The sequence below is a fragment of the Gemmatimonadota bacterium genome, from assembly GCA_026387915.1.
Taxonomy (GTDB): Bacteria; Gemmatimonadota; Gemmatimonadetes; order Gemmatimonadales; family Gemmatimonadaceae; genus Fen-1231.
In genome coordinates, this window is sequence record JAPLKS010000001.1 from 1 (window position 1) to 23,732 (window position 23,732).

Annotated in this window: 28 protein-coding genes; 16 read left to right on the forward strand and 12 right to left on the reverse strand. The window is 61.8% G+C overall.

Annotated features, from left to right (window positions below; all coding sequences use genetic code 11):
- The first annotated feature begins 131 nt into the window (after positions 1 to 131).
- Positions 132 to 1,304, forward strand: a complete 1,173-nt coding sequence (locus tag NTZ43_00005; protein ID MCX5765599.1) for a hypothetical protein — start codon at positions 132 to 134, stop codon at positions 1,302 to 1,304.
- 47 nt (positions 1,305 to 1,351) lie between these two features.
- Here NTZ43_00005 and NTZ43_00010 read toward each other — a convergent pair whose 3' ends face one another.
- The 6 genes from NTZ43_00010 to NTZ43_00035 form a co-directional block, all read right to left on the reverse strand.
- Positions 1,352 to 2,269 (reverse strand): hypothetical protein, encoded by a 918-nt coding sequence (locus NTZ43_00010; protein ID MCX5765600.1) that lies wholly within the window; start codon positions 2,267 to 2,269, stop codon positions 1,352 to 1,354.
- Positions 2,270 to 2,367: 98 nt separating this feature from the next.
- The gene (locus NTZ43_00015; protein MCX5765601.1) at positions 2,368 to 3,270 is read right to left on the reverse strand and encodes a DUF808 domain-containing protein; all 903 of its coding nucleotides are present in this window, start codon (positions 3,268 to 3,270) and stop codon (positions 2,368 to 2,370) included.
- A 201-nt stretch (positions 3,271 to 3,471) separates the two neighbouring features.
- The gene (locus NTZ43_00020; GenBank protein MCX5765602.1) at positions 3,472 to 4,161 is read right to left on the reverse strand and encodes a Fic family protein; all 690 of its coding nucleotides are present in this window, start codon (positions 4,159 to 4,161) and stop codon (positions 3,472 to 3,474) included.
- Positions 4,162 to 4,665: 504 nt separating this feature from the next.
- Complete coding sequence (locus NTZ43_00025; protein ID MCX5765603.1) at positions 4,666 to 5,166, reverse strand: helix-turn-helix domain-containing protein; 501 nt, start codon at positions 5,164 to 5,166, stop codon at positions 4,666 to 4,668.
- Between the two features lie 152 nt (positions 5,167 to 5,318).
- On the reverse strand, positions 5,319 to 6,206 hold the full coding sequence (locus tag NTZ43_00030) for a hypothetical protein (GenBank protein MCX5765604.1): 888 nt from the start codon (positions 6,204 to 6,206) through the stop codon (positions 5,319 to 5,321).
- Positions 6,206 to 6,763 (reverse strand): DUF6036 family nucleotidyltransferase, encoded by a 558-nt coding sequence (locus NTZ43_00035; GenBank protein MCX5765605.1) that lies wholly within the window; start codon positions 6,761 to 6,763, stop codon positions 6,206 to 6,208. Before NTZ43_00035 ends, NTZ43_00030 begins: the two co-directional genes overlap by 1 nt.
- 187 nt (positions 6,764 to 6,950) lie before the next feature.
- On the opposite strand from NTZ43_00035, the gene NTZ43_00040 reads away from it, so the two are divergent.
- On the forward strand, positions 6,951 to 7,481 hold the full coding sequence (locus NTZ43_00040; GenBank protein MCX5765606.1) for a hypothetical protein: 531 nt from the start codon (positions 6,951 to 6,953) through the stop codon (positions 7,479 to 7,481).
- 10 nt (positions 7,482 to 7,491) lie between these two features.
- Here NTZ43_00040 and NTZ43_00045 read toward each other — a convergent pair whose 3' ends face one another.
- Complete coding sequence (locus tag NTZ43_00045) at positions 7,492 to 7,614, reverse strand: hypothetical protein (GenBank protein MCX5765607.1); 123 nt, start codon at positions 7,612 to 7,614, stop codon at positions 7,492 to 7,494.
- A gap of 178 nt (positions 7,615 to 7,792) precedes the next feature.
- Here NTZ43_00045 and NTZ43_00050 point away from each other — a divergent pair, with 178 nt between their 5' ends.
- The 3 genes from NTZ43_00050 (at position 7,793) to NTZ43_00060 (ending at position 9,046) form a co-directional block, all read left to right on the forward strand.
- A complete protein-coding gene (locus NTZ43_00050) occupies positions 7,793 to 8,176 on the forward strand; it encodes a YbjN domain-containing protein (GenBank protein ID MCX5765608.1) in 384 nt (127 codons plus the stop codon).
- A gap of 55 nt (positions 8,177 to 8,231) precedes the next feature.
- Positions 8,232 to 8,450, forward strand: a complete 219-nt coding sequence (locus tag NTZ43_00055; protein MCX5765609.1) for a DUF2283 domain-containing protein — start codon at positions 8,232 to 8,234, stop codon at positions 8,448 to 8,450.
- 134 nt (positions 8,451 to 8,584) lie between these two features.
- Complete coding sequence (locus tag NTZ43_00060; protein MCX5765610.1) at positions 8,585 to 9,046, forward strand: PEGA domain-containing protein; 462 nt, start codon at positions 8,585 to 8,587, stop codon at positions 9,044 to 9,046.
- 30 nt (positions 9,047 to 9,076) lie between these two features.
- On the opposite strand, the gene NTZ43_00065 is transcribed toward NTZ43_00060, so the two are convergent.
- The 3 genes from NTZ43_00065 to NTZ43_00075 form a co-directional block, all read right to left on the reverse strand.
- Positions 9,077 to 9,373 carry a DUF4236 domain-containing protein gene (locus NTZ43_00065; GenBank protein ID MCX5765611.1) on the reverse strand — a complete coding sequence of 99 codons (297 nt, stop codon included), beginning with the start codon at positions 9,371 to 9,373 and terminating at the stop codon, positions 9,077 to 9,079.
- Between the two features lie 74 nt (positions 9,374 to 9,447).
- Positions 9,448 to 10,128 carry a hypothetical protein gene (locus NTZ43_00070; GenBank protein ID MCX5765612.1) on the reverse strand — a complete coding sequence of 227 codons (681 nt, stop codon included), beginning with the start codon at positions 10,126 to 10,128 and terminating at the stop codon, positions 9,448 to 9,450.
- Between the two features lie 145 nt (positions 10,129 to 10,273).
- A complete protein-coding gene (locus tag NTZ43_00075) occupies positions 10,274 to 10,840 on the reverse strand; it encodes a hypothetical protein (GenBank protein MCX5765613.1) in 567 nt (188 codons plus the stop codon).
- A 134-nt stretch (positions 10,841 to 10,974) separates the two neighbouring features.
- Here NTZ43_00075 and NTZ43_00080 point away from each other — a divergent pair, with 134 nt between their 5' ends.
- From NTZ43_00080 to NTZ43_00105, 6 genes are all read left to right on the forward strand, one after another.
- Positions 10,975 to 11,358 carry a YbjN domain-containing protein gene (locus tag NTZ43_00080; protein MCX5765614.1) on the forward strand — a complete coding sequence of 128 codons (384 nt, stop codon included), beginning with the start codon at positions 10,975 to 10,977 and terminating at the stop codon, positions 11,356 to 11,358.
- A complete protein-coding gene (locus tag NTZ43_00085; GenBank protein ID MCX5765615.1) occupies positions 11,358 to 11,543 on the forward strand; it encodes a hypothetical protein in 186 nt (61 codons plus the stop codon). The genes NTZ43_00080 and NTZ43_00085 overlap by 1 nt, the downstream gene beginning before the upstream one ends.
- 8 nt (positions 11,544 to 11,551) lie before the next feature.
- A complete protein-coding gene (locus tag NTZ43_00090; protein ID MCX5765616.1) occupies positions 11,552 to 11,680 on the forward strand; it encodes a hypothetical protein in 129 nt (42 codons plus the stop codon).
- Between the two features lie 11 nt (positions 11,681 to 11,691).
- Positions 11,692 to 11,823, forward strand: a complete 132-nt coding sequence (locus NTZ43_00095; GenBank protein MCX5765617.1) for a hypothetical protein — start codon at positions 11,692 to 11,694, stop codon at positions 11,821 to 11,823.
- A 67-nt stretch (positions 11,824 to 11,890) separates the two neighbouring features.
- On the forward strand, positions 11,891 to 14,914 hold the full coding sequence (locus NTZ43_00100) for a PD-(D/E)XK nuclease family protein (protein MCX5765618.1): 3,024 nt from the start codon (positions 11,891 to 11,893) through the stop codon (positions 14,912 to 14,914).
- On the forward strand, positions 14,911 to 18,111 hold the full coding sequence (locus NTZ43_00105) for a UvrD-helicase domain-containing protein (protein ID MCX5765619.1): 3,201 nt from the start codon (positions 14,911 to 14,913) through the stop codon (positions 18,109 to 18,111). Before NTZ43_00100 ends, NTZ43_00105 begins: the two co-directional genes overlap by 4 nt.
- Positions 18,112 to 18,127: 16 nt before the next feature.
- Here NTZ43_00105 and NTZ43_00110 read toward each other — a convergent pair whose 3' ends face one another.
- Positions 18,128 to 19,102 carry a WYL domain-containing protein gene (locus tag NTZ43_00110; GenBank protein MCX5765620.1) on the reverse strand — a complete coding sequence of 325 codons (975 nt, stop codon included), beginning with the start codon at positions 19,100 to 19,102 and terminating at the stop codon, positions 18,128 to 18,130.
- Positions 19,099 to 20,190 (reverse strand): WYL domain-containing protein, encoded by a 1,092-nt coding sequence (locus NTZ43_00115; GenBank protein ID MCX5765621.1) that lies wholly within the window; start codon positions 20,188 to 20,190, stop codon positions 19,099 to 19,101. Before NTZ43_00115 ends, NTZ43_00110 begins: the two co-directional genes overlap by 4 nt.
- A gap of 196 nt (positions 20,191 to 20,386) precedes the next feature.
- Here NTZ43_00115 and NTZ43_00120 point away from each other — a divergent pair, with 196 nt between their 5' ends.
- From NTZ43_00120 to NTZ43_00140, 5 genes are all read left to right on the forward strand, one after another.
- Positions 20,387 to 20,641 carry a hypothetical protein gene (locus tag NTZ43_00120; protein MCX5765622.1) on the forward strand — a complete coding sequence of 85 codons (255 nt, stop codon included), beginning with the start codon at positions 20,387 to 20,389 and terminating at the stop codon, positions 20,639 to 20,641.
- A gap of 261 nt (positions 20,642 to 20,902) precedes the next feature.
- Complete coding sequence (locus NTZ43_00125) at positions 20,903 to 21,166, forward strand: hypothetical protein (protein MCX5765623.1); 264 nt, start codon at positions 20,903 to 20,905, stop codon at positions 21,164 to 21,166.
- A gap of 108 nt (positions 21,167 to 21,274) precedes the next feature.
- Entirely contained in the window at positions 21,275 to 21,511 is a 237-nt protein-coding gene (locus NTZ43_00130) for a ribbon-helix-helix domain-containing protein (protein ID MCX5765624.1), read from the forward strand.
- A 12-nt stretch (positions 21,512 to 21,523) separates the two neighbouring features.
- Entirely contained in the window at positions 21,524 to 21,862 is a 339-nt protein-coding gene (locus NTZ43_00135) for a type II toxin-antitoxin system PemK/MazF family toxin (protein MCX5765625.1), read from the forward strand.
- 58 nt (positions 21,863 to 21,920) lie between these two features.
- Positions 21,921 to 23,591 (forward strand): M28 family peptidase, encoded by a 1,671-nt coding sequence (locus NTZ43_00140; GenBank protein MCX5765626.1) that lies wholly within the window; start codon positions 21,921 to 21,923, stop codon positions 23,589 to 23,591.
- Positions 23,592 to 23,732: the final 141 nt, after the last annotated feature.

Here is a 23,732-nt window from a genome sequence, read left to right on the forward strand (position 1 = left end):
GCGCGGGCCGACATCTTCGACTACATCGAGCGCTTCTACAATCCCACCCGGAGGCACTCGACCCTCGGCAACAAGAGCCCGATCAACTTCGAGCGGGCGGCAGTAGCTTAACTCCCTGTCTACCGAACCCAGTGCATCTCACTTGCCCCTGCTGCAAGGGAATAGCGCTCGCCTTTGCATTCGGCGGCAAGGACGACCCGTGGTATGTCTTCGGTACCTGCACGGAATGCGGGTCCACCGTGTACCGCGCCGCCACACTCGGCGAAATAACCAATGAGCTGCAGCGCGCGCTCCAAGCAACGGGTTTCACGCCGCCAACCGCTACGCAGCTGCTACACACGAATGGGCACACACACCAAGCGTTGATCTCCGAACTCGAAGCGCTCGGCGAAATACTCCTCCCGCCTCACTTTTTCGGCTTCATTGTAGCGGCGCCCGAAACCATGCGGGCTTGGACCAATACGCCACGCGCACGCGCCTGGAACTGGACGCACACCGTGACCATCGTGCACCCGCCCACCGGAGCGCGCATGGAACCGGTGCAGGGGCTCATTGAGCAAATTGCAAACTTTGTGGAAGCCTATCTGTACCGCACGGGCCACCTCCCCGAACTGGAACAGCTCGGCCCGGAGGGCCTCGCGCTCTATTTCCCAATGACGAGCCAAGAGCCGTTGGTGCGCGTACTGCCTGAGGATTCGCCGGAGGAGCTGGCCGCGTACGAAAATGACGGCGAGCCGCCAGAGCAGAGCGATATGGAAACGGACATCGACCTCGTGGTAGAAAGCTTCCGCGCCGGAGCGCTCGCCGACGATGCACTCTGCCGAGTGAAGGATCGGATGGAGGAAGAAAGCGTCTACGATTACGCCAGTCAGACCGGTGCGCTCAGCGGTATGTGGCTCAGTCCGGAGACCGTAGCCGCGGAATACCTCGCGATTGATGAGGACGAGCTACGCCAAGCGTGCGAGCTGGCAGAATGGGAGCCGGTGACGGAAGAGCACCGGATGCAGTTCCTCGAAGGGTGGCGCTTGCCGCCGCTCGAAGAAGATGCGGATGTGGCGCATCTGTTGATGTCGGTACTGCTCACGGCATCGTCGGGGGATTCGGTTGTGCTTGTGGTGGACGTGCGCGGGTACAGTTTTTCGGGGGTGAGCACTAACTGGAGTGGGGTTTTGGAGACGGAGGGCGAGTACTTGGAGCAGATAAAGAAGGAAGGGTGGGTCAAGGGGGCGGAGGGGTTTGCGGAGTTGTCGTTGGAGCGGAAGGTCGAGATTGTGCGCAATGTCACCAAGAAGGTGGCGCGGTAAAGCGGAGTAATCGCGGGCGCGGTCAGGCGTGTGGCGCCGTGTGCGCCCTATGGCTTGGCTGCGCCCGTCACTAGCTCTTGCCGCAGGCACTGCTCCACCGCCCCCACCACCGTCCTCTCCCCCCAATACTCCTCGTGCGACAACGGATTCCAACTCTTCAACAACCAACTCAGCACCCCGCCACCCGCATTCACCGCCACATCGTCCACCACCTTCGCGTACTGCGGTGAGAGCGCGGCCAGCGGCCATCCCATCACGTCGTCCTTGTCGTAGAAGTTCCGCCACCCGCACCCGTGGCGCGTGAACGGCAAGATGTCGCGCTCGGCGTGCGCGGCCACAAAAATCGGAATGTTGCAGCCGGTGGTGTAGAACGCGCGTAACTGCGAGCCGGCGAGGTAGGCCCAGTCGTCGGCGGTGAGTGTGGCGTTGCCGGCTATGGCGTGCTGGTAATGCTCGGGGTTTTGCCACATGCCAACGGTGGGGCGGTGCGCGGCGTCGGGGTTGCTGGTGGTGGTGGTGGTGTTGTTGTTGTTGTTGCCGGTGGCATAGCCCTTGGCGTCCCAGAAATAACAGGACGACACTTGGCAGCCGAGTGAGTGCGCGAGCATCACCACTGGGCCATTGCCCACCGCTTGGCGCGCGCGCCATAACTCTTTGGCAATGGCGGCCTGCGCTTGCGCGTACACACTGGTCACGGCTTCCTTGCCGTCCTCGAGTCCGGCGGCGTCGGCAAAACCATAGAGCAGGAACTCGCGCACGTCGCCCCAGCGCACATTGTGCTTCACTTTGTTCCACACCCGCTCTTCGTTTTTCTGGAGCAGGTTCTGGTAATACACGGAGCCAAAGTGTACGTCGCGGGCAGCGGCGCCGAGCCGGCGGCGCAGCTGGGCAAAGAGTGCGTCGGCGTAGGTAGGGGCGGTGCGGCCCATGCCGTGCACGGTGATGAGTGCGAGTTTGGGGGGCATTGGGGAATTATGTGGGGGGTGGGGAAGTTGCGTAGTCCTGGTAAAGTTTGGCGGAATCGAAAAGCGGCGCTAGGGCGAGGCGTGGCGAGCCGCGTGGGCTAGCGCTTCCCTAGCTTTTTGACGCCCGTTACGAGCGCCACCACAACCCCGCCGGCAATCACACCTGTGAGAGCGTGGAGCAGCGTCTGCGCGAGCGTCCCCACCACGCCGCCACCCACGCCGCTGACCATGCTTTCAATGAAGTGCTCAATGGGCGCCACGCCGTGCGCAATAATACTGCCGCCCACCATGAACATTACGGTGGTTCCCACCACTGTAAGCGAGCGCATCAGCCACGGCGCGAGGCGCAAGAGCATGGCGCCAAAGGCCTTTCCCACGCCTCGGCCTCGGTGGAGCGCGAGCCCGAGGTCGTCGAGTTTCACGATCGCGGCGACCAATCCATAAACCAACACCGTGATAGCGACGCCGATCACGCTCAGCGCGCCGATCTGCTGCGCAATGGGTTGCGTGGATATGGTGCCGAGCGCAATGACGACGATCTCGGCGGAGAGAATAAAGTCGGTGCGGATGGCGCCCTTGATGCGCTCCTGCTCGATCGCCACGAGGTCTACCTGCACGTTCACGAGCGCCGCGGCCAGCGTCCGCTCGTGCGCGTCGGAATCGGCGCGGTGCAAGAGCTTGTGCGCCACCTTCTCAAAGCCCTCGAAGCAGAGATAGATGCCGCCGATCATCAGCAGCGGAAGCACCAGCGCCGGCGCGAAAGCGCTGATGAGCAACGCCGACGGCACGAGGATGAGCTTGTTGAGTAAGGAACCCTTGGCCACCGCCCAGACCACCGGTAGCTCGCGTTCGGCGGCAAAGCCGGTCACCTGCTCGGCGTTGAGCGCGAGGTCGTCGCCCACCACACCGGCGGTTTTGCGCACGGCGACCTTGCTGAGGACGGCGATGTCGTCGAGCAGCGAGGTGATGTCGTCGAGGAGGGCGAAGAGGCTGGAGGGCATGGGGTGAAGTGTACGGTGCGGGGGGCAGCGCTGGGCAGGCGGGAGAGGGAAGTTGCCTCCCCGCCAAGCTACGCCACCCATTCAGAGTGATAGTGCGCCGCCAACAACAACTCGGCTTTGTCCTCACTGAAAAACCCGCTAACGAACTCAGGTAAATCCGCTAACGGCGATGTGTCCCGCACACAGTTCCCACCTGTCGCCTCATGTCGACCCATGGTCGCGCAGCCACTCCTCCACTACCTCGGCCCGCAAACTGTAGCGTGCGGCCAGTTCCGGCCGGAGGTTCTCGAACTCCCCACGGATCGAATCGAAAAGTGGGACTGCGTCCTCTCGAGCCTGCGCGTTGTCGCGTGCCCATTTCTGAAGTTCCGCAGCATCCGGCCTTGCGCCCCCTCCGATGGCCTGATGCACCATTTCGCGCATCGCGTTTCTGTATTTCTGGCGAATCGGGTTAGGTTCGCCGACGGACTCGATGACCGTTCGATACTGCTGGCACGACCGTTCGTACGCCCACACGAATACGTCGCGGATGAGGTCCACGCTCTCGAACTCATACACGCCCAGCAGTCCCTCGGCGTATGCCTCCCTCGAAACATCGAGGAACGAAAGCGGGCATAGCTCCGCTTTCACGATCGGCAGGTTGGCCATGACGCGCGAAGTGCGCTTGTTGACGTCGGTGAACGGTTGCAAATACGGGAGGTGTACCAGCAGGAAGAACGACTGCTCGAGTGGATCGGTGATGGCTCCAGCCTTCACCGCAAGTTCTTCAAACCACTCCTTGATTTGGTACTGATTCGCGCTCGGCCGGTATACGGAGTTGCCGATCAACACCTCACGCTTGCGCAGCGCCCCCTCGCGGCTGGAGTCACCCATGAGGTTCTCTTCGGCCACAAAATCATTATTTCGGCCACAAAACTGGCAATTCGGCCACAAAACTGGCAATTCGGCCACAAAGCGGGTAATTCGACCACAAAATTATTATTCGGCCACAAAACAGCTGCGGGCCGATTACATGGACGAAGCCAGCCTTGGCTTTGTCCTACTCAGACATGACCTAGCCGCTGATGTGAGCATCAACCGAGTGCTGTCAGGATCCGGCCGTTCTGTAGTCGGCGGACCGCCACCGCGAGCACTCAGAGCTCCGGAGTGCGCGCCATGATCCACGACACGGGGCGAACGGACTCTGGCTTTGTGGCGCCGTCGTCGTGCCAGAGCCCCAGTGTGCAAAGAGCGGCGTGGTGGTGCGGCATGGCACCGTGATGAACTCGATCGTCGTCTCGCGGATCCCGCCGAGCAGGCGTCGCTGGATTGGGGAGAGGTGTAGCGGCGCATGAGACCGCGGCGATAGGAAGTTCGCGCGCCGGTCGGAAATCTCCGGTAAGCGGGGTGCGTGCGCTACTTCCGAAGTGCCGATCCCTTGAGCGAGATGCGCGAGCGACGGTTTACGGGCTCCCGCGCGCGGAAGGCGATGTCGAGCTCAAGGCCGAGCGAGGTGGCAATTCGTTCGAGCGAGGTAAGGCGCGGGTTCGTGCCTTTGGACTCGAACAGGTGGACTTGTTGCCGCGTCACGCCCAGCCGCTTGCCGAACTCGGCTTGCGAGAGCCCTCCGCGCTGACGCGCCCACCGGAGTTGCAGACGAACGGCGAGTGTCGCGGGCACAGGGATGAGCAAGCCGCGCCCGCGCGGGCGCGATTTGGGCGCCGGCGGTGCTTCGCCGTTGGCGAGGTGTGACTCGAGCCAGCCGACGAGGGCGTCGGTGGCTTCGCCCGCAATGTCGTCTTTTCCGCGCGCGAAGGTTTGGCACCCCGGGCAATCGGGGAACTCGGCGAGTATGTGTCGGCCTTCGCGGGCGAGGCGGGCCCAGTAGTGCATGGGAGGGGCGGATCGAAGGATCATCGCAGCGCATCATGCCGCGGGAGTCCACGAAAGATTGCGAGGCTTAGGAGGGCTGTCAAGAGATAGCTTGACAGTGCGATGCGCTTTCGCTTCGGAGCTGGGTAACGAGTGCGTCGGCTTTACTGGGGGAGGGAAGTTGCCATCCGGCCGAGCTACGCCACCTTCGCGGTGCTGCGACGTTTTGATGTAATGGGGCCAATAATTGCGACGGCGGATTCGGTCGGCTGCAAGAGCTGCCGCACCCCGTCACGCGTTCGCACGAGCAGTCCGCGGCGCACCAACCGTTCCGCGGCCTCGTGCGTGCCAGCGTACGAGGCGGCAGCGAACGCGGCCACCGAACTCACGGTGGGCCCGTCGGTCATATGGTGCCGCCCATCAGCCTGCTGTTCATTGTGCAGTAGTGCAGCCCACAACAACTCGGCTTCGAGAGTCGCGCCGAGCAGGGCGCGCACGCGGAGCTCCGGAGTGCGCGCCATGATCCACGACACGGGGCGAACGGACTCTGGCTTTGTGGCGGAGTCGTCGTGCCAGAGCCCCCAGTGTGCGAAGAGCGGCGTGGTGGTGCGGCGCATTCGCTCGCGGAGTGACCGGCGGTTGCTCATTGCAAGAAAAAAGGGACGTGCGGGCAAGTTTTGATCTGCGAGTGGCTGGCACACCGATCGTGCGGCGACCAAAGCGTCGGGTGGTGGGCCGCCGCTCCGGTGTGCGCCGGCAATGGCAACATCGAGCAAGGCGCCGAGTGCTGCACTTGCGATGCCCGACTCGGCTGGCGCGGTGGCGAGCTGTCGCGCCAGGGCGGTGAGGCGGCGGCCGTTTACAAACAGATGGTGTGCGGCGAGCCAAGAGGCCGCCACGACGAACAGGCGTTCGCTCGCTCGTGATGCGGTGGCGGTGTCGCAGATGAGCTGTTCGAGATCTATGGAGACGGTGGTTGGGGCTACGGTGAGGAAGGCGCCGGCGCGGGACCAGCGGGCGGCGAGGCGATCGAGCTGCGCCGTTTGCTGGTGCGCTTTGCGGGGGGTGTGGATGGTCGCGGACATTAGCGCTCGCTGTCGGCTGTAGAAGGGTCGTTATGCCAGTCGTCGAGTAGCTGCTGCATTTGTTCTGCCTTCTCGGGTTCGTGCAACGCGATGCGTGTGAGCTGTGCCGCGACGAACGCGAGTTCGCTTGCGGTGGGTATGAGTTGCTCGATGTCGTCTATGTCGCGGGCGCGTTGCGCATAGAATTTCATGACCAGAATGTCGCGACGGCTTACGAGCAACACCCGCATTGGGTGTGGCGCAACGAACGGCGGAAAGGGAAGACAGCGTTGCCGGTAATCGGGCGGCAGCACGTGCGTATACGACTGAATGCTTCCGTTGAGCCACCCTGGCGGGAGTTGGTCGCTCTCTTCAACTGAGCGAATGGCGTTTTGGAGCCGGCCGAGGTCGGGGTTGGAGGCCACGACATCGCTATCGGCGGTTTGGCGGTGCAAGTGACCGACGAGCACCAAGGCAGCGCTGCCGCCGAGTACGAGTTCAACTGGTTCGCGGACGGTTTTGGAAAAGGAGGTGAGGGCGGTTCGTAAGACGTTGGCGTCCATGGGGCGCGGGGCCATATATAAAGTTATTCCGATAATATGGATGTGGCAAGGATGCGGAGATTTCGGGGGTAGGGATGGGTAGGTGTAGTGTCGGCAAAGTCACTGCAGGGTGGTGCGCTTTTGCAGCCAATACGCCATCGTTGGAATGCTGAGCGGTGCACGGAATTGCGTATCTGCCGCTGTTTTCTGGAGCCAAGACCGTATGACGCCACATGTGTTCCGAACCGGCACAATCGACACCGGCGCAATCGTGCGCGAAATCCTCAAGGGATACGCGCTCCCCCTGCGCGGGCACCATGGCGTGGTGCACTGGGCGCGCGTGCTCGACAACGGGCTAGGGCTCGCCGAGGCGAATGACGCGAATGTGGATGTGGTAGTGTTGTTCGCGCTCTTTCACGACTCGCGGCGCGTGAATGAGGGTTCGGACTGGGGGCACGGCCGGCGCGGCGCGGAGTTGGCGCGCTCGCTGCGTGGCACCTTTGTGCATTTGGCCGACGCGGAGTTCGACCTTCTATATGAAGCGTGCCGCGGGCACACCGAGGGAACCATCTCCAGCGATGTGACGATTCAGGCCTGTTGGGATGCCGACCGTTTGGATCTCGGGCGCGTGGGGATTATGCCAGAGCCAGAACGGCTCGGCTCCGACTTTGCGCGGCTGTTGGTGCCCTGGGCGGTGGAGCGCGCCACGCAGAGGGTGGTGCCGGAGATCGTGGTGCGCGAGTGGGGGGTGTAAGGCGATACGATCAGGCTGTTTGGTCTACGAGCTGGACGGTGATCGATTCCCGTTCGAGTTCACCTTTCAGCAGCGCCAAGTCAGCACTCAGGTCGTGGGCTTCGGGGCCGCTGAAAACGAGGGTGAAGTGCATGGGTGGCTCTGGCTGAAGTAAGAGTCGCGGGCCAACATCCGAATCATGACGCCACCCTCTGACAGTACCCGCGCTAGACGGCCTGCAATGTCAGACCTACCCCTCATTTTACTCTATAGAAGGAGACCCCGCGGCCGTCACTCCGTGCGGCCACAGCAGCTCCCACCGGAGACCCGCGATGTCGCTGCGCAGCGAAGTGCTCCAGACGTTGAACGCGATCTGTGAGGGGGCGGGGGTTACGGCTCGGTACGACTGCGACATTGAGATCGCGATGGGCGAAGCCACCTTGTTCGTGCGGATATTCGAAGAAAAGAACACGCTGTGCATTTACCAGTACATCGCGAATAACGTGACCCGGACGTTTGAGGTGGACGAGTTTCTGCATGATGTGTGCAGGGACTACATCCTCTACCGGGCGTTTTGGGAAGCCGACCAGATTATCCTGCGCGTCGATTTACTGGCAAAGCCATTTGTGCCGGCGCATTTTCAGCATGCGTTGGATACGTTCGCGGAGTATTCGGCGGCGGTGGCGCCGGAGGCGCAGGGGTGGTCGAAGTGGTGAGGCTTGACCACCGGGTTATCGTTCATAACGCCTTCCCTGATCGCGGATTCAAGCTATGAAACTCAACTACCATCGCGACACTGATTCGCTCTATATCGATCTTTCGGATCGTCCGAGCGTCGACAGTCGCGAAGTCTCCGAAGGTGTCGTGCTGGATTACGACGCGAGCGGGAATTTGGTCGGTATCGACATTGATCACGCGAGCACCAATGTGCAGCTGGATCGGCTCGTGCTGAGCGACATGGACGCCGAGATTCAGTCGATCGCGAGCTAGCGAGCGGCCCTGCCGTTGCGTGGCGCACACTCGTGCCGGTCCGTCTGGAGTAAATAGGGGGACGGTGCGGCAGGCGAGGGCAGACTGTCAGACCGCCGGCGCATCCTGATGAGTCACTCACCAGGAGCACCACCATGCGCTACCTCGCCACCGTCGGCCTTCTTCTCCTCGCCGGCTGTGCCACCATCATGCACGGCACCTCGCAGGGCCTTGGACTCTCCAGCTCACCCACCGACGCCAAAGTCACCGTCGACAACAAACCACTCGGCAACACGCCGGTCGTGGCCACGCTCTCGCGAAAGGACACGCACATCATTCGGTTCGAGATGGCGGGGTTCCTCCCCTACGAGGCCACCGTCACGCGCAAGGTGAGTGGCTGGGTATGGGGCAATATCATCTTCGGTGGTTTGATTGGACTCGCTGTCGATGCGATCACCGGCGGACTCTACGAGCTCTCGCCCGAACAAGTCACGGCCACGCTCGGCAAGCAGACGGGCGCGAATGTCACGCCGGCCAAGCCCGGTTCGCTGAATATTTTTGTGGTGCTCGCGCCAGATGCCTCGTGGCACAAAGTCGGGCAGCTCAGCCGACAGTAGCTACGCGCCGCGCGACGTAGGGCGGGCTGATTAGTTCATCAGCCACACAAAAACGACAACCACGAAGATCGCGAGCAACAACACGGACACTCCTCCCTGCGCTGGCTGATCGGCTGGCGCAGGGGCGGAATCCGGATTCGCGCCGTAGCGTTGGAAATCGGTGTAGCTCACGCCGGTACCGGGAATGCCAACGCTAGTGCGCGTGCCGTCCTTGCCGATGGTCACATGCGCCCCTCGCAAACCGGCACTTACGCTCACGCCGCGTTTGCCGAGGTTGAGGCGGAGGCCGGGGAGCAGACGGATGGAGCGGCGGAAGCGGAATCCCATGGTCGTCATCCAATGTTGTGGAGTCTTTCGGTCAGAATAGCTGGCTCAGATGCAGCGACGAACTTACATGCCGTTTAGGTGCCCTGCTTCTCGTCCCGATCCCAATGCCACGCAGCGAAAGCATCGATGATGCCTAGATCTTGCTGGCCATAAATGTTCAGCAAGGTTTGTCCGAGATCGATGATCTCAGAATACGACTTGTTCTTGGGGAAGAATCGTTCACTCTTCTTTGTGACGATTGGAAAGAGTGCCGTGTTGATATAGTGAAGCCAGGGCGAATAGATGCCTTTGGTCACGGCAGGCACATGTGCGGCATCGTATCGGTCCACCAGCGTCTTAGCGTGAGCCACGGTGGCTACCTCAAACGCTCCCTTAAGTAAATCAAGCACGGACTTGCATTCTTCGGGCGTCAGTACGTTTACGCTCGCTTTCCCCACACCTGTATAGCCAAAGGTGCTGAGTCCCTTCAGTCTATCAGAAATTGTGGAATCGCTCGATATCGCCGGTACATACTTTGCGACAGCGGCACGCATCTGCTCCTTGCTAGCTACGCTCTCGAGTGCTGGCTTTCGGAAACGCAGAAGTTGGATAAGACCATCCAAATCGACGTCCGTTATGGAGGATTTTTTTACAAGAGCGCCAAGCAGCTCTCGAGCGACCGGGCGAAATACTCGGATGGCGTGTAGCCGGCGCTTGTAATGGTCGCTTTCTTCGAACTGCCCAAAGTACATGCTCGGCGTCAGGTCATCGGCCATTTGAACACGCTCCTTGATTGCGTATCGGGGAATTAGCATTTGGAGGTGACATGCCAGGCAAAATAAATTTGCTTCGGAAAGTTCCGCGATAACCGTGCGAAGAGGAAGAGTAACCACCATCGCTTTCTGTGCTACAGCACAACCACTATCTCGAGCGCGTTGACAGTTCCGACGTCGCTGCCTCCGCGACATCCTTCGACCCATCCTCGCGCAGCTGCCTGAGCCACTTGGTGGGGGTGGCGCCATTAGAGGCGACCGCGCGCCGCACGCTCGGATCAGGGTGCCGACTCAAGCTCTCACAGAGCACCGCTAAGTCGGCGTTCTCAAACATCGACATCGTGTTCGCCACAGCCTCGGCGACGTCCGGATCCGAAGCAATGAGCGCGAGCACGGTCGACTCCGACGCCAAGCGCTGGAACATTCGGTTCGTAACCGCCTGAATCCTGACACTGGAGCAGGGATCGGTGGCCAACTGAAGCGCCGCGTCGCCTGGGAGGTGTTCGCGACTCGCCGCCGACCGGCGCACCGCGCCTGCCTGATGCTGCGCCGCGGCTCCAAAAAAGCCGGCGTAGTCCGCGGTGTCGGGGAGGATGCTCAGCACGTACTCCAAGTGCAAAGCGCCGAGTGAAAACTCCTGGGATTCACCAGCCACAGACACTGCCAGCACAAAACGCGCTTGCGTCGGATTTTCTTCGTCTCGTTTCTTTGTCATGCGCGAAAGATGAACAGGGGGTCTGACAATTCGGCATGCATTCGGCACAACATGAATTGTCAGACCCCCTGCTCAGGTTGCAGTAAACGGCGCTGCACTCGCGCGCTCGATCTCCTGACGAACGGAGGGCTCCAATGACGGTACACGACGAGGTGCTCGCAACGTTGAATGCCCTGTGTGAAGGCGCCGGCGTGCGCGAAGACGATGATGGTGATTTTCGCGTCGTGCTTGGCGAGTGCACCCGATGGGTGCGCACGATTGAATCGCCTGCCGCCGTTTACGTGTTTGGCTCTGTCGCCACGGACGTACCACGTTCAGCCGAAGTTGACGAGTTTCTGAACGATCGAAACAAAAGCTACGTCGTCTTTCGCGCGCTGTGGGAGGACGAAGAAATCATTCTGCGTGCTGACCTCATGGCCCAGCCGTTTGTCCCGGGGCAGTTGCAGGTTGCCCTTGAGGACTTTGAGCAGGTGGCTGCAGAGCTCGCGCCGGACGCGTGCGAATGGTCGAGGTCATAATGCCTCGATATCATTCGTTTAGCGTTACCTTCGAGCATTCGCTGGAAGGGTCGGACCAGCGCCGAGTGAATCATGTGGTGATCACCGTGTACGGCGAATCAGAACTCGCCATTCAGGCAGAAATTGAACGGCAGTACCGCACGTACACCAACGTGGTGATACTCAGCGTCGATCAACGACAATAGGGAGCGCTGTGACGTCCGTATATACCTGCCGCACCACCTTCGATGATGCGGCGCTCGAAGAGCTCTTCACCCAACTTGCGTCGATTCCACGGGCGTCTTCGCTCACCGTGGATGCCAGCGCTTGCACCTTTGCGTAATCAACACCACCATGAGCGGAACCTCCCGCATTGCGCTCTGTCCGGACTGGGATGACGATCTGCCTCTGCGGGAAGGGCTCGCGCAATTCTCTGGCACCATTACGGAGTTGGTAATTCCGGAGCAGGCTTCGCTGTCTGAATAGCGGTGTAACCACTGGGGGTAGCGCACCCGTGGAAGAGGTGCCATTCTCCCAATCAGGAGCCTGCACAATGCATCCACTTATCGAAACGCTTTCGGAAATTGCCGCTGCACACCCAGCGGCGAGCGTGCGTTTTGTAGCGCGCGAACTTCCGTTTGGGCGTGAACTTTTGCGCGAACTGACGAATCGGCGCGGCGCACTTGCAGGGTGGGAAGCGACGACCCTGCGACAACTCGCAACTGAGATGGGTGCCGAACAGCTCGAGCTCGCTGGATTCCGTCGCGCGGATGACCTCGCACTGCAAGCCGCGGCCGACGACGCGATTGACGAAACCGCCTCCACGCTCCCGCCACCGCTGCGGCGTCAACTCTCATCGCTCGGCTTTCGCACCTCCGCATTTGATGCGTTTGCGCAACTGCGGATGGCGGGCGTCGCTCCGAGCACATTACGGGAGCATGCGCGCTCGGGAAGTCCTGCGGAGGCACTGACGCCCGCGTACAAACGGTATTGCGAGCTGCTCATTGAACGCTCACTTGCTGACGCGGCGGAAGCGTTTGCGACAGCAATTCACCAGACGCAGAGTGCTGAGTTTGCTGGCGTCGTGATTGTGATTGAACCAGGCGCGGCCGATGTGAGCGGCCTTCCATTGAGGTTCGTGAATGCGTTGCGAGCGGATGGCGCCATCTTTCTGGCGCTCGCAGAAACACCGCCGAGTTTTGCGTCGCCGGATTTAGAGCTCGTCATTGCTCGGGCGGCCTCGCCGGCGCTTGAGCTTCGTGAGGCACTACGCCACGCCCTCTCCACGGGTGCCCACTGGGACGAAGTCGAACTCGCCGTGACAGATGTTGACAACTACGGCACTGCCCTCGCCTCGTTGGGGGACGAACTCGGCATTCCCTATTCATTAAAGGAAGGCGTGCCGATGATTCGGAGCCGCGCCGGCCGATCATTAGAACGCTACCTGCGTTGGCTCGATAGTGGCCTCCCCGCGACGCCCATTCGACACGCGCTCGAACAAGGTGAACTGGTAACCAGTAGCGCCGATGTCTCTGCCGCCGACGTCGCTCGTGCCATCCGCTCCGCCAACATTGGCTGGGGACGAGATCGTTGGCTGGGAGCGCTCGCTCGGTTCGAGAACGGAACGTGGGTACAATCTCGCCTCAGGGAGCGCGACGAGCGAGCAGAGGGCGAGGATGCCACAGCGCGCGAGGCCCGTCTCAAGGCGACCGCGAGCGCAACGGTGCTACTGCTCAAGCAACTCACCGTGATTATGCCGGAAGTTCCGGAGCCGTCGGTCGGTGGCGCCGAGGGCGCGCGCATCAAGACGAGTACGCTCGCGGCCCATGCGATAGGCTGGCTAGATCTCGTGAGTACTGCCATTGAACTTCAGGGCGAGCAGCACGCGCTAAAGCGCCTGCGGGGCCGTCTCGAAGAGCTTGCCGCACACGATCGGAGCGAACGAAGTTTTGCACTCGCACTTGCCGAACTGCGGCAGGGAATCGAAGATCTTCGCGCTTTTCCCAGTGCCGATGGCGCGAGCGCTCGGCGCATCTCAACGCCAGGCGCAGTTCACCTCACCGACATCACGCAGGCCGGAGCCACGGGAAGGCCACGTCTTTACCTGCTCGGCATGGATGCGGACCGAACGTCGAGCGTGTCGGGAACGGATCCCATATTAGATGAAGACACACGCGCCGGAATAGGGGCCGTGATTCCATCACTTCGGGAACGGTCGGCACGTAAAGAGCGCGCGCTCTTCCGCGTGCTGAACGGGCTGTCCGGGCAGCTGTGGATGTCGTACGCCACACAGTCGGACTCCAGCGGGCGAGAAGCATCGCCCTCGCCTCACTTGCTTGCCGCCGCACGACAAACGTGGAAGAAACCAGAGCTGTCATACGACGAGCTACGTGACGCGCTTGGCGCACCCGCAGGCGCTGCACGCGGACATGCACCGCTCGACAGGCGCGATGTGTGGCTGAGCGCCATCGCAGCTGGAACAGAGCTCGCGGACGGCGCCGCACAAGTGAATGCCGCCTGGCCGTTGTTGGCGCGCGGGTTCAATCTCCACCAAAGCGCGGAGTCGTCAGCGCTCACGGAATGGCACGGGATCGTTACGGACGCTGCAAATCAGACCGGGTTCCTCGTCGATCCCACCGAGCGCATATCGCCCACTTCGCTCGAGACATTAGCCAAGTGCCCGCTCAGCTGGTTCTATCATTATGGGTTAAAGTTACGGCTCCCAGAGGACGTGGAGTTCGAAGCCACCACTTGGCTTGACCCACGGCAGCGCGGCCTGCTCTTGCACGCGATCTTTGAGCAGTTTGTCACGGCTTGGATGGGCAAACAGGCTCAACTTGGGCTCGATGAAGCCGCTGATACGCTCGCTGCCATTGTAACCAATGCACTCCTGATTCAGCGCCAAGAGATTCCGCCGCCAAGCGAAATGGTGTTTCTCCAGGAAGTGGAGAAGATTGAGCGAATCGTTTGGCACTTTATGGCGCAGGAAATAGAGTACGCCGATGCAACGTGGATCACAGTAGAGGCGAAGTTTCCCGGGCTCGGCGCTCAGACGACCTTTGTGACCTCCGATGGCACAACGCTACAGATTGGCGGATTTATAGATCGCGTGGATCGCTATGCCGACGGTACGCTGCGCATTGTGGATTACAAGACGGGCTCAAGCCGTCCGTATACCCTCACCAGCAAAGACGCCCCACTCAAAGGCGGGCGTATTTTGCAGCCGGCCATCTATGCCGCCGGTGCGAGCCAGGCACTCGGCGGTGACGTCGTGCAGTTCGAATATCGATTCCCAAAGGAACGGTCGCCCAAAGATCGCGTGACGTTGACCAAGGAAGAGTTCGCGGCGGCGCCGGAAATCGTGACCTCGTTGCTGACGCACATGCGTACGGGACAGTTCATTCCCACCAACACGGCTGCCGACTGTTCATACTGTGACTATCGGTCTATTTGTCGCGTTTCAACGGATCAGTGGGACACGCACTCGCCTCGCGTGGAGTGGGGCGTAAAATATGGTGCTGATACAGCGGCCTACGAGTCCCTGTTATTGCGTCGTGCCCCGAGGGAAAAAGAATGAGCGACAAAACTCCTCCGGACCACGAGGCTCGCCAGCGCGCGGTCAGCGAGTTTGACGTCAATTTTCTCGTAGAGGCTGGTGCTGGCTCCGGAAAGACAACGCTGATGGCTCAGCGGGTGGTGGGGCTTATTGCCACCGGCTACGCCGCCGACACCATTGCTGCGGTCACGTTCACACGAAAGGCAGCGGCAGAGCTTCGCGAGCGCATCCAGATTGTTCTTGAGAAGGCCAGTCTCAACCCGGCGCTCGCAAACGATGTCTTTATTGGAACCATCCACTCATTCTGTGCGCGATTGCTGCGCGAACGGCCGGTAGAGGCGGGACTCGATCCGCGATTCCGCGAGCTTGAGGAAGACGAAGCGGTGCTGCTCGCTGATCATTGGTGGAACGGATGGCTTGAGCGACTACATCTCGCAGGCGACGCGCAACTTGAGCGCATTCGAGAGCTCGGTGTGTCACCTCACAGCCTCAGGGATGCGTTCAAAGAATTTGTTCGGTATCCGGACGTCGATTTTTCGGCCGCGGACGCACCGCTCCCTGAGTTCACCGAGCTTGCGCAGCAGCTGGCCGCGTTGGTGGCGGAGGGGTTGGCAGTCATTCCATCCGAAGCGCCAGACGCCGGATGGGACGACGTCCAGAGCATGCTCTTTGGCCTGCGATTCGACCAGCGGCTGAAAGGTTGGTCAAAGCCAGCCGATTTCTTTGCGAGCTTGGCCGAGGTGTCGACTTCCCAAAAGCCCACCCAAAATCGGTGGGTGAGAAATCCGGCCACTGCCAAGGAAGACAAAGCCGCCGCCAAAGAGTATGGAGAACGTTTACTGGAATGGCGAAACGCGGTCGCCAAGGACGCGCTCAATGCGTGGTATGAGCACCGTTACGCGCCCGTGGAGTTGCTGCTCCGCCGTGCATCACGAGAGTTTTCCGATCATCGAGTCGCCACCGGGCGCCTCACCTTTGAGGATTTGCTCCTGCGCGCGGCGATGCTCCTCCGCACCGACCGTGGCGCACGACGCGCGCTGGGCGAGCGGTGGCGGCGCGTGCTCGTAGACGAATTTCAGGACACGGATCCTATTCAGGCGGAGGTGCTCTTTTTGCTGGGGAGCGAGCCGCCGGTTGAAGGTGCCGGAGACCAACATTGGTCTGCCGTGACGTTGCGGAGCGGTGCGCTCTTTGTGGTTGGCGATCCGAAACAGAGTATTTATCGCTTTCGGCGAGCCGATGTTGAGACTTATGAAGAGGCGCGAACGGCCATTCAAAATCAGGGCGCACTGTTGCGCCTCACGGCAAACTTTCGCAGCCTGCCGGCGATCGCCACGTTCGTGAATGCGCACTTCGGCGGGGAAGAGGGCGTGTTCCCGGCGGTACCTTCGCCATATCAGGCCGCGTTTGCCCCGCTCGAACCTATGAAGGAAGCAACCGAAGGCACGCCACCTGGCGGCGTTGTCTTACGGTATGCAATTCACGGTGCGGCAGGGGAAGCGAATAAAGACCATCTGATTGAAGCCGATTCCGAGCGCGTGGCGTCGTGGATAGCCACCGAAATAAGTGCTGGCAACATAAAGGCGCGCGACGTGCTGATCCTGACGCGGAAGAAGGAGGGATTAGCCAGTCACGCGCGGGCGTTAGCCGCGCGAGGAGTCCCCGTTTCGGTCGCTGGCGCCAAGGTTCCGCTCGAAGCCGAGTTGCATGAACTGCAGTTGTTGTTGCAGTTGATGCACGATCCCACAAACACGGTGTTTGTAGCGGCCGTCCTCGAGGGGCGATTCTTTGGTGCATCACCCGCCGATCTCTGGGCCGCTCAGAAAAGCGGAATCGCGTTCACGATTGCGCGACCACCGATAACGGTTGAAATGAACGAACGGGCCGTGCGTGTGCACGACGCGTTGCAAACGTTGCATACGTGGTTCCTCCGTTCCCGTTCAGACGCGCCGGATGTATTCCTTTCGCGTGTGCTGGATGAAACGGGGCTGTTGGTGCTCACGGCCGCATCCGAACTTGGTGATGTGCGTGCTGGGTTGCTCGTACGTTTCATTGAGGAAGTGCGCGAAGCATCGTTGGATCCGGAGCGGGCTGGCACAGCGGCTCAGCATGCACTCGAGCGGCTACTCAAAGCCGAGATTCCAGATGCGCCGCTCCTGCCAGGGCGCGAGGACGCGGTGCGCGTGATGAATCTGCATAAGGCAAAGGGGCTTGAGGCAGAGATCGTTATTCTTGCGGTGCCAACAGACGCAAAGGGTCGGTCTCAGAAGGTTGCGGTGCGCCGCAAAGAATCACGACCCACGGGTGGCGTACTTATTGAAGGCACCGAAGGCAATAAAACCACCGTCATTGCTCAGCCCGTTGGTTGGGAGGAAATGCAGGCAACGGAGCAAGCGTTTCAGGACGCGGAGGGCGAGCGTCTCCGGTACGTTGCCGCGACGCGCGCGCGCTCGCGACTGATTATCGGCGAGTTCCACAAGGAGACGAAGGCGGGTTGGGACCGGCAGGATAATCGACAGTGGTCTTCGTTTTCGCCAACACTAGACGCGCTGAGCGCTGGCGTGTTAGAGCTTGCGGTGACGAGCGCTACGGGTCGCGAGAAGATGCCAGAGACCGCTGCTGACGTCTTGAAGCGCGTAGCACTGGTCGAGGCGGCGCGCGCCCAGGCGTCGGCGCCAACGTGGAAGTGGCAAACAGTTTCGCAGTCGGCCAAGGGTCAGTCAGCCGAAGTTCGCAATCTTGAAAATGTATCGTCCGAGGGTCGCAGCGCCGGTGCCGCGTGGGGGCGTGCGGTGCATCGGGTGCTTGAGGAGATCGGTCGGCGGGCGGACGGCGTACCTTCGCAGCTACTTGCAACGCGTATTGCGGAGGAAGAATCGATTCCGCAGCGTGCGACGGAACTGTTCGACATCATCACGAAGGTGACCCAAACAGAAATCTGGAAAGCGCTGATGGCGGCACCGGCGCGCCGGTTCGAGTGGCCGGTTGCGGGATGGTCGAATACTAAAGAAGGCCGAGTCTACACGGAGGGTGTGATTGACGCCGCCTTCCAAACGCCAGCGGGATGGCGCGTGCTGGACTGGAAAACTGACGATGTCACAGACGACGCGTGGGCGCTTCGTGTGCCGGCGTACACGCGCCAAGTCGATCGGTACGCCGAGTTACTTGGGCAAGCGACTGGCGAATCGGTGAGCGGGGAACTGGTGCGGGTCCGCTAGCGGAAGCGGGCCGCGCCTACGTTCTCCCGCACACCACGCTGAGCCGCTCCGCTACCATCGTTTGGATCCGCGCCGGCTCGAGCACGCGTGCGTCTGCTCCGTACTGAAGCACGTGTCGTACCGCCCAGACATCGTCGAGCAACGGATGCTCGACGATCACGCTGCCGTCCGCCTGCAACTCAACATTCTCATGTTCGGCAATCCACCGGGCGATGCGCGGACTGTACGACACGCGCAGGAGTTCCTCAGCGGTATTCAGCAAAGCGCGGCCAGAGCGAAGCGTTCCTTCCACATCGACGTCGGCAGGGATATCGGCCGACTCGGCGAGCACTTCGGCGGAGAGCACACGGTCAAGGCGGAAAATGCGAATAGTGCTTGCCTTGTCGCAGAATCCAATCAGAAACCAGCGACCGCTGGAGAACACGAGCCCGTACGGATGGACGCTGCGCGTGCTGCCGGCAGGCGCGCCGCCGGACCGATACACAATCGACGCTTTGTTGCGTCCGGCGACAGCCGTGCGCAGGATGCTCAGGTTCATGCCATCCCGCTCCGATCCCACGAACTGTGCTGCGTGCGCCGCTGGCCGCTCTGACGCGGCGTCGAGTCCGCTCGCGGCGTCGACTACCCGCTCGCGCGCACGTTCAGCGACGGCGGCCTCGTGAGGCGGAAGTTCCCGTGCCAGTGCGGCGAGACCTAACTCCACCGCGGCGAGTTCGCTGGAGGTGAGTCCCATGGGCCGTCGAAAAATGTGCGATTGCAGTTGCACGGTATCGCTGTCGAACGCGAGCCGTACACCCTCGAGGAACCCGCCCGGCCCGTCGTCGAAGCGCGTGACGAGGGTGCGCAGATCTTTTGCCAAAGTGTCTTCGCTGACACCAACTAGAGTGGCGATGTCGGCAATGCGATGCGGACTGTCGTCGGCCAGTGCGGGGATGGCAATCAACAGGCGCCGCAGTTGCGTGGCCGCGTCGTCAACGGTGCGAGCCGTCATCGGCTGGGTTCCGCGTAAAGAGTGGCGGTAGACGTCGCGAGCGCGTGGAGCGCCTCGCCGATAGACGGCGGAGACACGGGAGTCGCGGTTCCCCCAAAGGACAGCAACCATCGTACGAATGCATCAGGACGACGCACGACGAAACGCCGGCAGTTCTCGTCGTCTCCGGCGGCTTCGCCGAGTTCGGCGCCGGCGGCGGCAAAGCGATCGCTTTGATCGAATCGCACGGTGACCTGCGTGGCATCGTCATCACCAAGCTCCCAGGCTTGGCGCGATTTTGTGTGCGACCAGAGATCGAATCCCGCGGGAGTCGCGAAGTCCGGTGTCTGCGACTTGAGGGGATTCATGACCGCGTGGGAGATGCGACTCACCCGAAAGTGCCGAAGGGCATCGGCGGTGATATCGCGCGCGACGAGATACCAGTTGCCAGAAAGAAAAATCAGGCCGTAGGGTTCTATGCCGCGTTCACTGTTTGCGTTGCGCTCCATGGAGCGATATTCGATGTCGAGACGTTTGCGGCGACGCACTGCGGTGTCGAGTATGTCGAGAACATCCGTGTGAATGTCTTGGGACGACTGGAGCATCACCTCGTGCGCGTGGCCGTCGACGAACGGCACGTCGAATGCGAGCTTGCGCACGGCCGTGGCCGCGTCGGCCGCGAGCGACGGGTGTTGCATCTGTTGCACGCGATTTGCGGCGCGCGCGATCATCACGAGTTCGTCCGGCTCAAATGCGAGCACCGGGAGCCCTTGGTAGCCGAGTCCTGAGAGTCGCTTTGGTGTGCTAGGGGGCGCGCCGTCTTCTGCGACGTGTAGGTAGGGGAGGTAAAAGGCGCGCGACTGCAGCCGATACGTGGAGGAGACGCCCGAGGGATCGGTGACGGTCTCGATAGGAACGCCAAAGGTGCGGAGTTCATCTTTGTCCCGCTCAAACATCCGCATCCGAGCTTCAGTTGTCTGCTCCGGATCGGCGTACGCTGGCACTTCGTGGCTCAGCGTCTCGAACGAAATCGGATAGCGGAATCGAAGGAGTGCAACGATGACATCCATCCATCGCTGGACTTTGGCTGGGCGTTTGGCGCTGGGCATACGGAGATTCTAGCTCTCCGGTGTGACAGCCGGCTACTGGCGGGCTGCCGATGGCGAGGACGCATTACGGACAATGAGGGTGGCGGATTGAGCATTCGTGTGCCGAATCGTGTGGAATGTCAGAGGGCTGCGCGACTATTCCGGCACGGGTCCCTCGCGGGCCAAGCACAACTCGATCCCTAGGAACCCCCCACCCATGCCGAACGATTCCCGTGGCGAGAATGGTTACTCCGACTATTCCGCGCCCAAGCTGCCACCGCTGCCACCGTTGCCGCCGCTGCCCTCCGTGCCGGAGCTTCCGACGGTGCGTGGGGATGATGTTGCACCCGCGTACGAAGCTCCCAAGCCCGGCACTCCGGAGTTCCGCGCGATGGTAGAGCGGCACAAGGACATCGTTGAGGCAGAGACGGGCATTCGCCCCGATGTGATTCTCGATATTGGCGAGGGGTGATTCGCTCGCGTCGTTGGTGAGCAGAGCACGATCAGTAGCGGTGGTGATGGCGATCGTTGGTCCGAAAAATTGAACCGGAGATGCGTGATGAAGCGGCGAGATTTCGTAGTGAGTACGGGGGTGGCAGTCGCCGGCGGGATTTTTGTTCGTGCGGCGGCGGTGGCTGGCTCGCCGTTGTCGACTGGGGCCGACGGGACGGAACGCCGCCCGCTCTCGCTTGTTATTTCCTCCTGGCCGAGGCTCGTGGAGAGGAAATATCGAATGCGCGTTCGGCCCAAGGCGGCAATGCCGGTGTCCGGCGTCACCGTGAACGGATCGCTCGCGCAGGCCACGCCACTGAACGGCGGATGGTACGAGCTCACGGGCACGGTCAGCACAAAAGCTGGACCGCGCTCGGGGCTACTGGTGACGTCGAGCGAGGCGATCGAAGTGAGCCCGTATATCGCGATGTCCGATGACCACTGGGGGACGCGGAGCTTCACGCTCCGGATTGCGCACGATTCGGCGGCGCTGCGCAACGGGTAGCCGCGGTCGGGAATGGAAGGGTGGTAGGCGCGCGGTCGCTCGGCATCAGGGTGAGAGCCGGATCCGGCGGCGCCTTCCCTCTAAAGTATACCGTGGTTATACTCAGGTATGAAAACTGCCATTTCCCTCCCTGATGACCTGTTCAAGTCTGGCGACTCGCTGGCCAAGCGGATGGGGTTGAGCCGAAGCGAGCTCTACGCGCGCGCCCTCGCGGACTTTGTGGCCAAGCACAAGGCGAGTCAGGTGACGCAACGCCTGAACGCCGTCTACGCCACCGAGGTCACGGTACTCGATCCGGCGCTCGCAGCGGTGCAGTCGGTGCTGCTCGTACGCGAATCGTGGTAGCTCGCCGTGGAAATCACACGCGGCGACATTTGGTGGGCGAGTCTGCCTGATCCGGTTGGCTCTGGGCCGGGTTACCGCCGGCCGGTGCTCGTAGTGCAGAACGACGCCTTCAATCGGAGCCGGCTCGGCACCGTTGTTGTAGTGGCGCTGTCATCCAACATTCGTCTGGTTGATGCGCCCGGCAATGTGCTGATTCCGGCGCGGAGTTCTGGATTGCCGCGCGACTCCATTGCGAATGTCACGCAGGTGGTGACGGTGGACCGCGAGATGCTCAGCGAGCATGTGCGCACGGTTCCGCCGGCGTTGCAACGTCAAATAGATGAAGGGCTGCGGTTGGCGTTGGATCTCTAAGCAGCAGGTGGTAGTCACCCGCGCGCAACTTTTGCTTTCCACTCCTCCCTGGGCGCCCATGCACTCCACACATCGCCTCACTCTCCTGCTCGCGGCCACTCTCACCGCCGCCTGCACTGCCGCTAAGCCACCGGCCCCCGCCGCACCAACCACTGCGGCCATCACCGAGCAGGACCTCCGGCAACGTCTCTTTTTGATTGCCGACGACTCCATGATGGGGCGCGAGTCGGGCTCCGCCGGCAACTATAAGACTGCGGACTATGTGGCCGCCGAGTTCAAGCGACTCGGGCTGGAGCCCGCCGGGGAGAATGGCAGCTACTTTCAGACGGTGCCCCTCTGGACCGCCGCGGTCGACACCCGCTCGCGCATTGAAGCCGCGGGCACCGCGCTGCAACTCGGCGCCGACTTTCTGCCGAACGCGCTCGGCGCGCCGGCCCGCTCACTCGATGGTGTGCAGGCTATCTACGGCGGGCCCATCACCGATAGCACGCGCTGGATTTCGAGCGCCGAGGCGGCGGGGAAGTTGGTGGTGTTGGATTTGCCGCCTGGTACGCCGCGGCGCGGACTGAATATTGGGGCGCGTTGGCGTTCGTCTGCGGCGGTGGCGCTTGTGGTGCTCGATGCCATTGGCGCGGAGACGATTACAACGTTGCGCGAGGGGCGACCGGTGGCGGACACGGCGCGTTCGGCCAACGCGATTCCCGCGCTTTGGATATCGCGGCGCGCGGCCGCCGTATTGTTGGGCGGCGATCCTGTTGCACTGAAGCCTGGGGCGGCTGGCGCTACGCTACGCGGTTGGTTCGACATCGCGCGCACGCCGGTGAAATATCCGGCGCGCAATGTGATTGCCATTTTGCGCGGAAGCGATCCGGCGTTGCGTGGGCAGTATGTGTCGCTCAGCGCGCACAACGATCACGTGGGCTACGATCACTTTCCGGTGGATCACGATTCCATTCGTGCCTTTGATCGTGTTGTTCGCCCGATGGGCGCGGACTCGCCAGTGCGGCCGCCCACTGCGGCGGAGTGGACGCGCATTCATGGATTGCTCGATTCGCTGCGCAAGGTGCACAAGCCGCGGCTCGATTCCATTCGCAATGGTGCCGATGATGATGGATCGGGCACCGTCGCGCTGTTGGAGATTGCCGAGGCGATGGCGCGTGGTGGGGCGCATCCGCGTCGCTCCATTCTCTTTGTCAATCACATGGGCGAAGAGGCGGGGCTGCTCGGCTCCAAGTGGTTTACCGATCATCCCACGGTGCCGGTGGATTCGATTGTCGCCGAGATTGATGAGGATATGACGGGGCGCGGGTTGCCCGATGATTTTCCGCTCGATGGGACGGTGGCGGCTACGCCGACGTATCTCGAGGTGATTGGCGCCAAGCGCTTGTCGCGTGAGTTTGGCGATTCGCTTGAGGCGGCCAATGCGCGCGAGCCGGTGCCATTCAAGTTTGATTATCGCTTTGACGCGCCGGGGCATCCGTTGCAGTACTACTGCCGAGCGGACCATTACAACTATGCGCGGTATGGGATTCCAGCGGTGGCGCTCTCGCGCGGGGAGCACCTCGATTACCACCAAGTGACGGACGAGGCGCAGTACATCGATTATCCGGATTTGGCGCGGGTGACGCGGATGGTGCACTCGGCGGCGCTGGTGATTGCGAACATGGGGCATCGGCCGAAGTTGGATGTGGCGAAGCCGGGGGATCCGCATGTGGCGTGTAGGCAGTGAGTGAGCCCGGTGGTGAAGGCTGACAGCGCGCGCGGCGCGGTCGGGTGCGCTCGCGTGCGCTCGCGTGCGCTCGCGTGCGCTCGCGTGCGCTGGCGTGCGCTGGCGTGCGTTGGCGCTCGAGCGTTGATGAGCGCGGCGAAA

Coding starts and splice junctions, on each gene's coding strand:
- NTZ43_00095 (MCX5765617.1), top strand. CDS start 11,692: ATGAGCGGAACCTCCCGCATTGCGCTCTGTCCGGACTGGGATGACGAT.
- NTZ43_00125 (MCX5765623.1), top strand. CDS start 20,903: ATGCGCGTTCGGCCCAAGGCGGCAATGCCGGTGTCCGGCGTCACCGTG.
- NTZ43_00050 (MCX5765608.1), top strand. CDS start 7,793: ATGTCGCTGCGCAGCGAAGTGCTCCAGACGTTGAACGCGATCTGTGAG.
- NTZ43_00055 (MCX5765609.1), top strand. CDS start 8,232: ATGAAACTCAACTACCATCGCGACACTGATTCGCTCTATATCGATCTT.
- NTZ43_00025 (MCX5765603.1), bottom strand. CDS start 5,166: ATGATCCTTCGATCCGCCCCTCCCATGCACTACTGGGCCCGCCTCGCC.
- NTZ43_00040 (MCX5765606.1), top strand. CDS start 6,951: ATGACGCCACATGTGTTCCGAACCGGCACAATCGACACCGGCGCAATC.
- NTZ43_00045 (MCX5765607.1), bottom strand. CDS start 7,614: ATGCACTTCACCCTCGTTTTCAGCGGCCCCGAAGCCCACGACCTGAGT.
- NTZ43_00010 (MCX5765600.1), bottom strand. CDS start 2,269: ATGCCCCCCAAACTCGCACTCATCACCGTGCACGGCATGGGCCGCACC.
- NTZ43_00115 (MCX5765621.1), bottom strand. CDS start 20,190: ATGCCCAGCGCCAAACGCCCAGCCAAAGTCCAGCGATGGATGGATGTC.
- NTZ43_00030 (MCX5765604.1), bottom strand. CDS start 6,206: ATGTCCGCGACCATCCACACCCCCCGCAAAGCGCACCAGCAAACGGCG.
- NTZ43_00075 (MCX5765613.1), bottom strand. CDS start 10,840: ATGACAAAGAAACGAGACGAAGAAAATCCGACGCAAGCGCGTTTTGTG.
- NTZ43_00120 (MCX5765622.1), top strand. CDS start 20,387: ATGCCGAACGATTCCCGTGGCGAGAATGGTTACTCCGACTATTCCGCG.
- NTZ43_00100 (MCX5765618.1), top strand. CDS start 11,891: ATGCATCCACTTATCGAAACGCTTTCGGAAATTGCCGCTGCACACCCA.
- NTZ43_00065 (MCX5765611.1), bottom strand. CDS start 9,373: ATGGGATTCCGCTTCCGCCGCTCCATCCGTCTGCTCCCCGGCCTCCGC.
- NTZ43_00140 (MCX5765626.1), top strand. CDS start 21,921: ATGCACTCCACACATCGCCTCACTCTCCTGCTCGCGGCCACTCTCACC.
- NTZ43_00035 (MCX5765605.1), bottom strand. CDS start 6,763: ATGGCCCCGCGCCCCATGGACGCCAACGTCTTACGAACCGCCCTCACC.
- NTZ43_00105 (MCX5765619.1), top strand. CDS start 14,911: ATGAGCGACAAAACTCCTCCGGACCACGAGGCTCGCCAGCGCGCGGTC.
- NTZ43_00060 (MCX5765610.1), top strand. CDS start 8,585: ATGCGCTACCTCGCCACCGTCGGCCTTCTTCTCCTCGCCGGCTGTGCC.
- NTZ43_00085 (MCX5765615.1), top strand. CDS start 11,358: ATGCCTCGATATCATTCGTTTAGCGTTACCTTCGAGCATTCGCTGGAA.
- NTZ43_00080 (MCX5765614.1), top strand. CDS start 10,975: ATGACGGTACACGACGAGGTGCTCGCAACGTTGAATGCCCTGTGTGAA.
- NTZ43_00015 (MCX5765601.1), bottom strand. CDS start 3,270: ATGCCCTCCAGCCTCTTCGCCCTCCTCGACGACATCACCTCGCTGCTC.
- NTZ43_00070 (MCX5765612.1), bottom strand. CDS start 10,128: ATGGCCGATGACCTGACGCCGAGCATGTACTTTGGGCAGTTCGAAGAA.
- NTZ43_00130 (MCX5765624.1), top strand. CDS start 21,275: ATGAAAACTGCCATTTCCCTCCCTGATGACCTGTTCAAGTCTGGCGAC.
- NTZ43_00110 (MCX5765620.1), bottom strand. CDS start 19,102: ATGACGGCTCGCACCGTTGACGACGCGGCCACGCAACTGCGGCGCCTG.